The organism is Bradyrhizobium sp. WSM2793, assembly GCF_000379585.1.
GTDB lineage: Bacteria > Pseudomonadota > Alphaproteobacteria > Rhizobiales > Xanthobacteraceae > Bradyrhizobium.
On sequence record NZ_KB902768.1, the window covers coordinates 311,314 to 323,754 of the forward strand.

Annotated in this window: 5 protein-coding genes; 1 reads left to right on the forward strand and 4 read right to left on the reverse strand. The window is 64.9% G+C overall.

Features of this window, described 5'->3' with window-relative positions; translation table 11 throughout:
- Positions 1–67: 67 nt before the first annotated feature.
- From A3AS_RS0101385 to A3AS_RS0101395, 3 genes are all read right to left on the reverse strand, one after another.
- Positions 68–1,768, reverse strand: coding sequence for an alpha/beta-hydrolase family protein (locus A3AS_RS0101385; protein ID WP_018315811.1), 1,701 nt, complete (start codon positions 1,766–1,768; stop codon positions 68–70).
- A gap of 27 nt (positions 1,769–1,795) precedes the next feature.
- Complete coding sequence (locus A3AS_RS43175; protein WP_018315812.1) at positions 1,796–5,356, reverse strand: GAF domain-containing protein; 3,561 nt, start codon at positions 5,354–5,356, stop codon at positions 1,796–1,798.
- Between the two features lie 86 nt (positions 5,357–5,442).
- Complete coding sequence (locus tag A3AS_RS0101395; RefSeq protein WP_256375076.1) at positions 5,443–7,119, reverse strand: thiamine pyrophosphate-requiring protein; 1,677 nt, start codon at positions 7,117–7,119, stop codon at positions 5,443–5,445.
- A 457-nt stretch (positions 7,120–7,576) separates the two neighbouring features.
- Between A3AS_RS0101395 and A3AS_RS0101400 the strand changes: the two genes are divergently transcribed.
- On the forward strand, positions 7,577–8,248 hold the full coding sequence (locus tag A3AS_RS0101400) for a type 1 glutamine amidotransferase domain-containing protein (protein ID WP_026201556.1): 672 nt from the start codon (positions 7,577–7,579) through the stop codon (positions 8,246–8,248).
- A 620-nt stretch (positions 8,249–8,868) separates the two neighbouring features.
- Here A3AS_RS0101400 and A3AS_RS0101410 read toward each other — a convergent pair.
- Positions 8,869–11,619: a calcium-binding protein gene (locus A3AS_RS0101410; protein WP_018315816.1), complete on the reverse strand. Its 2,751-nt coding sequence runs from the start codon at positions 11,617–11,619 to the stop codon at positions 8,869–8,871.
- Positions 11,620–12,441: the final 822 nt, after the last annotated feature.

Below are 12,441 nucleotides of genomic sequence, written 5' to 3' on the forward strand. Positions count from 1 at the left end.
GCGCTTTAGGTTGTTGTTTAAGCATGATCTCTTCGGAAAACCGCTGCGCACTTTTCCGGATCATGCTCTAGCCGCCGCGGTCGGGATCCTCGTCGATAGTGCCCGCACCCGTCTTCCGCGCTTTCGCCGCGAGCTGCTCTTTGAGCTGCGCCAGCGCGCCGGCGGACCAGTCATGGACATCGGTCACTGCGATCCAGGCATCGACATAATGCTCGGGCGCATAGACATGGCCAAAGCCCATCGGCGTGTTGGTCGCAACCGCCATGTCGAGGGCGAGCTGGAGCATCGTCACGATCGGATACCATCGCAGCTCCGGCGACACGTCCGGCCCGCGCGGCGCGCTCATCCAGGCCGGGGCACGGTAGGCATCGCTATAGGCGAAGAAGGTGATCGCGTCGCTGGCATATTGCAGGTAGACGACGCGCATCGGACCCCACGGCGCGTCTGCCGGGACCGTCGGGCCGTTCTGGTTCATGAAGCGCACGAAGCGGTTGTCGCGGAATTCCGGCAGCCACGCCGGCGATCCCGGATTGCGGTTCGCAGTGATCGAGCGCCACAGGCGGCTCTCGAACGGCGCCCCGCTCCATAGCGCGCCGGCGATGGGATCGCCGATCATCTCGAACAGCTCCGCGGATTTCTCCGAGTTCATGGCGCCGAGGCTGAGCCCGTGCAGATACAGTTTCGGCCGCCCGTCCTTCGGCAGCGTCGTCCAGTAGCCGTAGATCTCCGCGAACAGCGCGCGCGCCGCCTCCGCGCCGTATTCGGGCTGAAACAACAGCGACATCGGGCTGTTGAGATAGGAGTACTGCATTGCGACGCTGGCGACGTCGCCATGGTGGAGATATTCGACGGTGTCCATCGCAGCAGGGTCGATCCAGCCGGTGCCGGTCGGCGTGACGACGATCAGGATCTTGCGATCAAAACCGTGCTGGCGCTTGAGCTCCTCGAGCGCAAGCCTGGCACGCGCCTGCGCGGTGGCGCCGCCGGCGAGGCCCACATAGACCCGGATCGGGTCCTGCGCCGGCCTTCCGCTGACGGCGCTGATCTCGGTTGCGGTCGGACCCGAGGCAATGAAGCGGCGCCCCATGCGCCCGAGCTCTTGCCACTTCACCAGTGATGCCGGGCTTCCGGTCCGACCGGGATCAGTCGGCTGCGGCCGCTCGGGCTCGAGCAGGACGTCGAGTTCGCGGAAGGAGGAGTCGAGCGCGTTGAACGCCGTGCGGATCAGGACATTGCTGGCGATCGACCAGAACAGCAGGCCTGCGGCGAGCACGCCGATGACGTTGGCGAGCTTCCGCGGAATGACGCGCCTCGTATGCTCGGCGAGGAAGCGGGCGAGGAGCGTGAACAGCCGCCCCAGCACCAGCAGCACGACGAAGGTTATCAGGGCGATGACGCAGACCTTGAGCGGATGCGCGGTCTCGACCGGCGCCATCTTCATCACGGCGCGGATCGAGTTCTGCCATTCGGCTGCTCGCCACAGAAAGACGATCACGACGAGCAGGCAGGCGGCTGCCGCCAGCGCATTCGCAATCGATCTGGCGCGCGCCGAGGGCTCGGGCAGCTCGAGATAGTGCCACAGCCGCCGCCACAGCACGCCGGCGAAATAGCCGATCGCAAAGCAGCCGCCGGCCAGGACGCCTTGGGTGAGATAGCTCCTGGGGATCAGCGTCGGCGTCAGTGCAGCCGCGAAGAACAGCGCGCCAAGCATGAGGCCGACGCCGGATAGCGAGAGGAGTTGCCGCCGAATGAACCGCGCCAGATTCATCAAAACGCCTCCCGGGCGAACTTGTCCTCAGGGCTTGTCTGAAAAGCTGCTCTTGCGCGGCAGCACGATCGTGAATTCGGTGAACTCGCCGGGCGTGGTCGCGACGTCGATCGTGCCGCCATGCTGCTTCACCACGATGTCGTGGCTCATCGACAATCCGAGGCCCGTGCCTTCGCCGGCCGGCTTGGTGGTGAAGAACGGATTGAACATCTTTTCCTTCACCTCGTCCGGGATGCCGGTGCCGTTGTCGCGGATGCGGATCTCGACGTGATCGCCGCGGTCGCGGGTCGCGGCGGTCACGACCGGCTCGTAACCGGCCGCCTCGGTCTCCGCCTTGCGCTTGGCGACCGCATGGAATCCGTTTCCGATCAGGTTCAGCAGCACCCTCGTGATCTCCTGCGGGAACACGTCGGCCGAGCCTGCCGCCGGATCGAGCTCGCGTCTGAGCGTCACGTCGAACTGCGGCTTCTCGGCCCGTGCGCCGTGATAGGCGAGGTTGAGGCTCTCCTCGACCACGGCGTTGACGTCGCTCAACCGATGCTCGCCGCCGCCCGCGCGCGAATGCAGCAGCATGTTCTTGACGATGGAGTCGGCGCGCCGTCCGTGCTGGACGATTTTCCCGAGATTGTCCTTGAGAAGCCCGGTGAGCTCGTCGACTTCGCCGCGGATATCGTCCGCGAGCGTCACGGGCGCGAGCACCTCGTTCAGCTCGTCGGTCAATTCGGCGGACAGCGAGGCAAAATTGTTGACGAAGTTGAGCGGGTTCTTGATCTCATGCGCGATGCCGGCGGTGAGCTGGCCGAGGGAAGCGAGCTTCTCGGTCTGGATCAGGCGATCCTGCGCCGCGCGCAAATCGTCGAGCGACTTCGCAAGCTCCCGGGTGCGGTCCTGCACTTCGTCGAAGAGGCGCACATTCTCGATCGCGATGACGGCTTGGTCGGCGAAACTGGTAACGAGTTCGATTTGCTTTTCGCTAAACGGCCGGATCGCGCGACGTGCGAGAACAATAGCGCCAACGGTGCTGCCTTCGCGCAGTAGGGGCACACCCAGGAAGCTACGCGGATTGCCGCTCAATTCCTGGCCTTCAAAGGAGTAATCGGGGTCCTCGAGCACATCGGTGACATGAACAACCTTGTCGCCGAGCAGAGTCCTGCCCGTGATGGTGCGCCTATCCGGCCGGACCGGAAGGTCTCTTACATATTCGACGAATTTGGCTGGAAAGCCGTAGGAGCCCGCCCGGAAATAGGAGCTGCCGGATTTGCGGGTAATCGCCGCCATATCGGCTTCGCATAGTCGCGCCGCCGATTCGACCAGCGTATCGAGCACGGCTTGCAAGTCGAACGCCGAGCGGCTGATAACCTTGAGCACGTCGGCAGTCGCCGTCTGTTGTTGCAGCGACTCGGTCAAATTCTCGGTGCGCTGGCGCAATTCACTGAGCAGCCGCGCGTTCTCGATGGCGATCACGGCTTGCGCCGCGAACTGGTTCAGCAGGGTGATCTGCTTCTCCGAGAACGGTCGGCTCTCCTGCCTGAAGATCATGACGTTGCCGACCACGCGCTCATCCTGAAGCAACGGCACCGCGAGCAGGCAGCGGGCGCCGCCGAGATCGACCAGCGCCCGACCATTCGGCTCGCCGCTGCGATAGACGTCTGACTCCAGCAGGTCGACAATTTCGACGAACGGTTCGCCCTTCAAAAGACGCGCGGGCGCGGTGGCCGAACCATAGTTGAGGGGCGCCTTGCGCCGGTATTCATCGTAGGCGGGGGGCAGTCCGTAAGTGGCGGCTGTGCGGAACTGCGTGCCGTCGTAGGTATTGAGCACGCCGAAGCTGGCGCCGCAGAGCTGCATTGCCTTGCTGAGCATCGCCTCGAATACCGGCGCGAGATCCCCGGCCGATCGGCTGATGACGCTGAGCACCTCCGATGTTGCAGTCTGCTGCTCCAGTGACTCTGCGAGTTCATGCGTCCGCGCCTGCACCTCGTTGAACAGGCGCGTGTTCTCGATCGCGATCACGGCCTGGTCGGCAAAGGTCTTGAGCAGGTTGATGGCCTTGTCCGGGAATTGGCCGGCTTGCGGCCGCGTCACGGCGATGGTGCCGATTGCGACGCCGTCGCGCAGCATCGGCACCGCGAGGATGCTGCGATAGCCCCGCGTCCGCGCCAGCTCCTTCATGGCGTCGGTGAGATCAGGCTCGTTCTGCATGTCGCTGCGGAAGGCATATTCTCCGCTTCGAGCGACCCGGCTGTGGATGCCTGGCGACGACAGCGGTGCGGGGAACGAGCTGAGCAGATCGGCATTGCCGGCTGCATTATCCGTGGTGAAGGCGGCCAGATGCAGCTTGCCGTCGACCACGCGGGTGACGGTGGACGAATGTCCGCCGATCAGTGCCTTGGCGCTGTCGGAGATGGCCTGGAACACCGGCGTGACGTCGGCAGGCGAAGCCGCGATCACCTTGAGGATGTCGGCGGTCGCGGTCTGACGCTCCAGCGCCTCCCGCGTCGCATTGAACAGGCTGACATTCTTGATCGCGATCACCGCCTGGTCGGCGAAGGTCTGCAGCAGCCGCACATGATGCTCAGTGAAGGCGCCGGTCGCACGGCGCGTCGCGATGATGATGCCGATCGCTTCGCCCTCGCTCATCAGCGGCGCGAACAGCATGCTGCGATAGCCGCGGGCGCGCGCGATGTCGCGCGCGGCCGGCTCGAGCTCGGTGTCGGGCAATTGCGCCGCCGCACCCTTGGCTACGAGCTGGTAGGGCGGAAACTGCGCGAACGGCACCGGGAACGAGGCCTGCAGCACGCGATCGCCGGCCGGATCGGTCGGCGTGAACGCGGCAAGGTGCGCAGCGCCGTCGACATAGCGCAGCACGGCCGTGGAGAAGCCGCCGATCAGCCGGTTGGCGTTGGCCGCAATGGCCTTGAACACCGGCTGCTCGTCCGACGGCGAGGCCGCCATCACCTTCAAAATGTCCGCCGTGGCGGTCTGGCGCTCCAGTGCCTCGCGCGTCGTGTTGAACAGCCGTGCATTCTCGATCGCGATCACGGCCTGGTCGGCCAGGGTCTGGAGCAACTGCACGAGGTCGGGCGCGAACGCGCCAGGCTCGGCGCGGGTGACGCTGATCATGCCGACCGGCGTGCCCTGGTTCATCAGAGGCATGAACAGCACGCTGCGGAAGCCGCGCAGCCGCGCCAGATCGCGGTTCAGCTGCGGCACGTCGGCGGCTTCGCTGTCGGGAAACTGGATCGTCTGGCCGCCGCGTACCAGCGCAAAGGTCGGAAACTCCGTGATCTTGCGCGGGAACGACGCCTTGAGCCCTTCGTCCGCTTCCGGACTGGTCGGCGTGAACGCCACGAGATGCAGCTCGTCGCCGATGAATTGAAGCACGGTGGCGGAGAAGCCGTCGAGCAGGCGCTTGGAACTCGACGCGATCGCCTCGAACACCGGCCGGGCATCGGAGGGCGAGGCCGCGATGGTGCGCAGGATCTCCGCGCTGGCGCTTTGGCGATCCCGCGCAGTTGCCAGCGCGTTGCGCAGCTGCGCATTCTCGGCTGCGAGCTCATCGGCGATGTCATGGGAAAGGTTGGTCATTTGCAATCCGGCTTGATGCCGCGACAGGCGCGGCACCGGGGCGGATTATCACATTCCCTGCGGCCGGAGCCAGCGTCTGGCTTGCCTCACGTCCCCGGCCGCGACACCTCCGTCTCCTTGCTGGTGATGAACTCCAGCAGCACCGGGATGCCTTCTTTCGTCTTCTCGATGCCGCGTTTGATCGCGGGGATGATGTCCTCCGGCCTCGTCACCCGCTCGCCATAGCCGCCGAAGGCGCGCGCCATTGCGGCGTAGTCGCCGGAAATGTCGGTCGAGCGATATCTTTCGGTCGAGACCGGCATCACCTTCAATTCGATCGCCATGGAGAAATTGTTGAGCAGGATCGACATGATCGGGATGCGCTCGCGCACCGCGGTCTCGAAATCCATGCCGGTGAAGCCGATCGCCGCATCGCCCCAGACGTTGATGCAGAGCTTGTCGGGCTTTGCCAGTTTCGCCCCCATCGCCAGGCCGAGGCCGTAGCCGAGCTGCGTCGTCTTTCCCCAGCCGAGATAGGTGAGGGGGTTTACCGATTTCCAGAACGGCGAGAGCTGGTCGCGCGGACTGCCGGCATCATGCGTGATGACAGTGTTCTCGATGTCGACGGTGTGCTGGAGATCCCACAGCACGCGATACGGGCTGAGCGGCGCGTCATTGCTGGTGAGCTTCGGCATCCATTTCGCCAGCCACTCCTTGTGCGAGGCCGCGATCTCGGCCGCGACCGCTGACGCATCGCGATCAGCAGTGACGGTCTTGCCGATCTCCTCCAGCAGCGCGTCGAGCACGAGGCCGGCGTCGCCGACCAGGCCGATCTTCGCCTCTACATCCTTGTTGAGATGGTTGGGATCGAGCGTGGAATGGATGATGGTCTTGCCCTTCGGCATCGCGATGCCGAAGTTCGTTTCCGTGAAGGAGCAGCCGATGCCGAAGATGATGTCGGCCTCGGCGAGGAATTTTGGCACCGCGCGCGGCACCGCAAGTCCGCCGGAGCCGAGCGAGAGCGGATGCGTTTCCGGAAACGAGGATTTGCCGCCTAAGCTGGTGGTGACGGGGATCGCCAGCCGCTCCGCGAGCCGCTGCAACTGCGGCCAGGCCCGCGCGTAATGCACGCCCTGGCCGGCATAGATCACCGCACGCTTGGCGTTGACGAGCAGGGCTGCCGCCTCCTTCACATGCACGGGGTCGGCGCCGTAGCGGGTGCGCAGCACCGGCGTGTAGTCGAGCGGCTCCGGCACCTCCTCGTTCCACATGTCCGAGGGGATTTCGACGATCACGGGACCGCCGCGGCCGTTCTTCAGCTTGGTGAAGGCGCGGCGGAAGATGTTGGCGACCTCGGCGGCCAGAATGATCGGCTCCGACGATTTCGCGAACGGCTTCATCGCCTCGCTGGAATTGAAGTTCGGCTCGACATGCGCAAGCCTGCGCTGATAACCCATCGGCAGCACCAGCACGGGCACGGATTCGCCAAAGCACTGTGCGACGCCGCCCATCGCATTCTCCGCACCGGGCCCATGCTGCATGCAGAACGCGCCGATGCTGTGCCCCGAGGTCACGCGCGAGATCGCATCCGCCATGTGGATGCCGACGCGCTCCTGCCGCACCATCACCGGACGGATCTCGGCCTTGGCCGCATGCTCGATCAGATGGTTGACCGGATAGCCGCAGAGGATCTCGATTCCCTCGCGCCTCATGATTTCCGCAATGGCGGTGCCGAGCTTCATGGCGTCTCTCTCCCTTGAGGCTTGACCGGTTGATCCGGCGATTACGGGGAGAGGATCAGGAAATTCAGGAGGCGTAAAGCGCGGTGGATCACACCGGCGGAGAGGTCAGCCATGCAGAACGCGCGCGCAGGACGGGGCGCCATCGTGACGTTGAGATTCGCCGCGCCGTCTCACCATTGATCAGAATGTCGCGACGAGACGTACTCATGCGCTGCGCTGCTGTCGCAATAGGGAACTCACCGCATCCGGCTTGCTTCCGAATTGGCATCTGTAATCGTTGCCGTGCGAATTTGAAACCGCGCACCGATGCAAAGGGGATTCGGTTTGACAGTCACGGATGCTCGAAGCACGCTGGCGTCGACATTGCGAAGGGGGGCATATCGACATGATCGAGCTCAGGGTGAACGGGATCAACCGCACGGGCAGCCCTGTCCGAACTGATGCGTTCCCCGCGTCGCACCAGCGCGACCCCACACGGCGTCATCGAAAGGAAGAAAACGTGACCCAGCATGTCCTCTTCATCGTCACCAACGCAGCCGTGATCGGTCCGCATAGCCGCAAGACCGGATTCTTTTTCGCCGAGATCGCCCATCCTTTCGAAGTGCTTGACAAGGCCGGGGTCGCGGTCGAGTTCGCATCCCCGGCCGGGGGATGGACGCCCTACGATGCGTATGACGAGAAAGATCCCGCCCAGAGAGATTTTCTCGCGAGCAAGGCCTTTCGTCGCCTGAATCACAGTCGCAGACTGTCCGAGGTGGACGCTGCCGACTACGACGCCATCCTGGTGCCCGGCGGTCTTGGGCCCATGGTGGACATCCAGCGCAATGCAACGGTCCAGAGTGCCGTCGTGCGCGCCTGGACCACCGGCAAGCTCGTCGCCGCTGTTTGTCACGGGCCGTGCGCGCTGCTCGGCGTCAACCTCGGTGATGGCATCCCGTTCGTGCGCGGCAAGAAGCTCACGTCCTTCTCGAGGAAGGAAGAATACGACTACGCCCGCGATGATGTGCCTTACGAGCTCGAGGACGCGTTGAGGGCCGAGGGCGCCGACTACTCGTCGGCCGCCAATTGGCAACCTCACGTCGTCGTCGATGGCCGGCTCATCACGGGGCAGAACCCCGCTTCGGCCGGACCGTTGGGAAAAGAGTTGCTGTCCGCCCTTAAGGATCGGTGACGTCCTATCTGCAGCCCTGGCAGATCATCAGCTTTCGCTTTAACGCCCCATCTTCCTGATCGGGGCCATCCGCATCCGCATGGGACCCGGTGTTCTTTGCGGCGCGTGACCTCATTGGCGGCGTCGCCTGGTGCGGGGCGTCATTGTCATCGACGGTGCCGATGCTGAAGCCGTCGTAGTCGGCGGCCGGATTCGGTATCGCTTGAGGCCCGCCTATCGTGGGTGTCAAAGTCTCTCTGCCGGACGCCGCCGGCGGAGCCCTGTTTGTCGTCACGCGTGCCGGCTTGGTGGCACCCGGACGCGGCGACGCATCGGGCGCAGCAAGCGAAACCGGCGGGGCGACCGAAGTCTGGCTTCTCGCGTTCTGGTGCGGCCATACGACGACAAACATGAGGCCGAGAGCCAGGAGCGTCACGCGTCTCATCCGCATCCTTTCGGCAGCTCAGGTTCAACGATCGATGGCATGGCCCGCCGAACCACGACGCGGACAGAGTATCAGGACCAGCCTTGCCGTCAAAGCGTCATGGCTCGGACAGCGCGCTGCGCCATCCGGGCGGTATTCGGCTGCATGGCCCGACAGGCAAGACCTGCCGGCGCCGGGCGAAGCGCGCCTCGTCGGCTCAGATCAGCGTGCCCGCATGGAAGCTTGCTTGAGCGAGCAGCGATTGAATCACGACATTGTCGCCGGGACCGCCATCCAGCACGTCGAGGCCGCTGCCGCCGATCAGCACATCGTCGCCGACCCCGCCGAGCAGCGTGTCGTTGCCGGCGCTGCCGATGAGCACGTCGTCGCCGCCACCGCCGTCGAAGACCAGATGCGGCCCGCCGGGGCCGACGCCCGACGCCTCGATCACGTCGTCGCCGCTGAGGCCGTTGATGGTGATAGTGTCGTTGAAGTCGAAATTCTCAATCACCATTTGGCTTGCCAGGCCGTCGATCACCAGCGCGCCGTTGCTGTTGAGCGACAGCGTGATGACGTCGTCGCCGGTGGTGCCGTTGATCACGATGTTGTCGGCCGCGCCGTCGCCGCCGGGAGTGCCGGGGACGCCGCCAAGGTCGATCTTCACCTGCGTCACGTCGGTGCCGCTCATGTCGCCGACAATGATCTTGTCGGCGCCGCCGCGGGCATTGAACGCGATCGTCTCGACGCCGCCCGTGTCCATCGTGATTGAGGCGACGTCGCGCGTCAGCTCGGCGCGGGCGCCGTTGGCGAAGATGTTGATGGTTTCCGCGATGTTGGCGCCGTTGAACAGCAGGGTGTCGCTGCCGGCCTGGCCCTCGATCGTGTCGTTGTCGTCGCCCGGATTCCAGACGAAGGTGTCATTGCCCGCGCCCATCAGCGCGACATCGTTGCCGTCGCCGCCGTTGATCAGGTCGTCGCCCTGGCTGCCAATGATGGTGTCGTTACCGATGCCGCCGTTGATCGTCAGCTGCAGCACGCCGGCGGCGAGCCCGCTGGCGTCGATGGTATCGTCGCCGGCAAGGCCATTGAGCGTCAGCTGATCGGTTGCGTCCATTGCGGTCAGGTGGCTGGCCGCGTGCGGGCCGAACACCGTGACGCCGGCGGCATTGCCGCTGACGCCGAACGTATCGGCCCCCTGGGTCGCATCGACCGCGACGGTATCGACGGCGCCGTCGGGCGTTCCGGCCGAACCGCCGAGGTCGATGTTCACCCGCGTCACGTCGGTGCCGGTCAGATCACCGACCGTGACATGATCGCTCCCGCCCAGCGCGTGGATATCGACCTGCTCGACCCCGTGCAGGTCCATCGTGATGTTTGCAACATCGCGCGTCAGCAGCGCGCGATCGCCGTTGGCGGCAATGGCGATGTTCTCGGCAATGTTGGCGCCGAAGAACCGCAGCGCGTCGACGCCGGTGCCGCCCTCGACGGTGTCGCTGCCGTCGCCCGGATTCCACTGGACGATATCGTTGCCGGCGCCCAGCAGGGCGACGTCGTTACCCTGGTTGCCGTCGATGAAATCATTGCCGTCGCCGCCGATCAGCGTGTCGTTGCCGGCGCTGCCGAGGATCGTATCGTTGCCGGCGCCGCCATCGATCGTCAGGTGCACGATCCCTGCGACCAATGCCGCCGCCGAGATCGTGTCGTTGCCGCCGAGGCCTTGGATGAGAAGCGCATCGTTCGCGCCTTCCGCACTGCTGATGGCGACATCGGCCGGCAATCCCGTGATCGCAACCGAATTGCCGGAGCCGGACCCCTCGATGGTATCGGCGCTGCGGGCGCCTTCGAGCGTCACGGTATCGGCTGCCCCGTCTCCGGTGCCGCCTGATCCGAGATCGATATTGACCTGCCTGACGTCGGTTCTCGTCAGGTCGCTGACGACGATGTTGTCGCTGCCGCCCTGCGCGTTGATGGTGACGGTTTCGATGCCGTCGAGGTCCATCGTGATGTTGCCGACATTGCGGGTCAGCAGCGTGCGTCCGTCATGGGCAGCGGACAGGGTGATCTCCTCACCGATGTTCGAGCCGTTGAACAACAGGGTGTCGGTGCCGGCCTGTCCTTCGACCTTGTCGCTGCCGTCGCCGGGATCCCACTGGAAGGTATCGTTGCCGGCGCCGAGCAGGGCGGTGTCGTTGCCTTGATTGCCGTCGATGAAGTCGTTGCCATCGCCGCCCAGCAGGCGGTCCGCGCCGTTGCCGCCGAGGATCGTGTCGTTGCCGGCCCCGCCGTCGATCGTCAGATTGAGTGCGGCGAGATTGCCAGTTGCGGTGACGACGTCGTCGCCGCCGCCGGCCTTGAGCACGAGGTTCTCGGTGGTGCCGATGTCCAGCGAGAACGGGGCCACATCGACCCGGTCGAAGCGCACGCGTGTGCCGTTGGCCGTGATGGCGAAGGTCTCGCCGCCGTTGCCGCCGTTCACCTCGGCGGTGTCGATGCCTTCGCCGCCTTCCATCAGGTCGCTGTCGTCGCCGGGGTTCCAGATCATGCGGTCGTTGCCCGCTTCGCCGAACATCTGGTCGTTACCGTCGCCGCCGATCAGCACGTCATTGCCGGAGCCGCCGAACAGCAAATCGTTGCCGCCCTTGCCGAACAGCGTGTCGTGACCGGACTGGCCGAACAGCATGTCGCCAGCGGATCCGCCGGTCAGCGTATCGTTGCCCGCGCCGCCGAACAGGTTCGCCGCAGGCATCGCGCCGTTGCTCTCGTCTATCGTGATGATGTCGTTGCCGTCGAGGCCGAAGGCCTGGATCAATTTGGTGTTGGCGACCGTCGCGGGGCCACCCTTGATTGCGACCGTGCCATGGTTGACAACGATGGTCCCGGCTGCGTTGCGGCCCAACAAGACCGTGTTGTTGTGGCCGTTGCCAACGACGCTGAGGATTCCGGCAGAAAAATTTGCTGTGACAGCCATGTGCACTCGCTTTGCGTGATCGAAATGGGCCGTGCGGCGGTATTGCCGAGGCGAACGGCAGACGATCTCATCTGTAGGCCGGGATGCCGGTTCCGGCTTGACGAAGCTCTTCCGAGGGCCTCCTGTTTTTCTTGAGAACAGCTTGATTTTCGGAAGGAGCGCGGGTTTCGGGGCGCTCGACCATCCCAACCACCATTCGTTGTGTTGCCCGACGGGCAAAACACACCAGCGGTGGGTCCACCCCTCGCGTCAAAATATTCGTATTTACAGAAATTCCGTTTTCCCGTACAAGCCGAAACATCCCGCCCGCCACAAGGGGCGTTTCGCGATCGTCACGGGACGCGGGCCGGGATGCGGTGGCCGCGACGGCGTCGGCGCGTCATGTTGGTTGCAGGGCGGGGAAACCCGTGAGCGGCGACAGGCGCGATACGACACGGCGCTGACAGCGTCTCTGTCCAGTCTCGATGGCGAGCGCACGCCAGCAATCGGGAATGCGGATGGGGATGTGCGCGGACGGAGAAGTCGTGTGGTCCTGACGCCCGGGGTCTGTGCGTCAAGTCCTGCGGTGATGTCGCGCCAACCGGCGCGCATCGATCATTCCCGCAAGGCGACGGGGGCAATAGTGCATCGCTCCCCGAGGAGAGCACGAAGGACACCGTGAAAACCATCGCGCAGGGAAGGCCGGGCGACCGGCACACCTGTCGTCCACCCCGTGCGCGCTTCTTGAGCACACGCGGGACTTCGGGTGCCAGCCGGCGCCCGGCCTTCCCTGCGCCCTTGCTTTTGACGGGGGCGGAAGAAGACAGCAAAGCTCGGGCGAAA

What these genes read in the sequence shown, in the direction of transcription:
- A3AS_RS0101385 (WP_018315811.1), bottom strand. Translation starts at nt 1,768, where the DNA reads ATGAATCTGGCGCGGTTCATTCGGCGGCAACTCCTCTCGCTATCCGGC.
- A3AS_RS43175 (WP_018315812.1), bottom strand. Translation starts at nt 5,356, where the DNA reads ATGACCAACCTTTCCCATGACATCGCCGATGAGCTCGCAGCCGAGAAT.
- A3AS_RS0101410 (WP_018315816.1), bottom strand. Translation starts at nt 11,619, where the DNA reads ATGGCTGTCACAGCAAATTTTTCTGCCGGAATCCTCAGCGTCGTTGGC.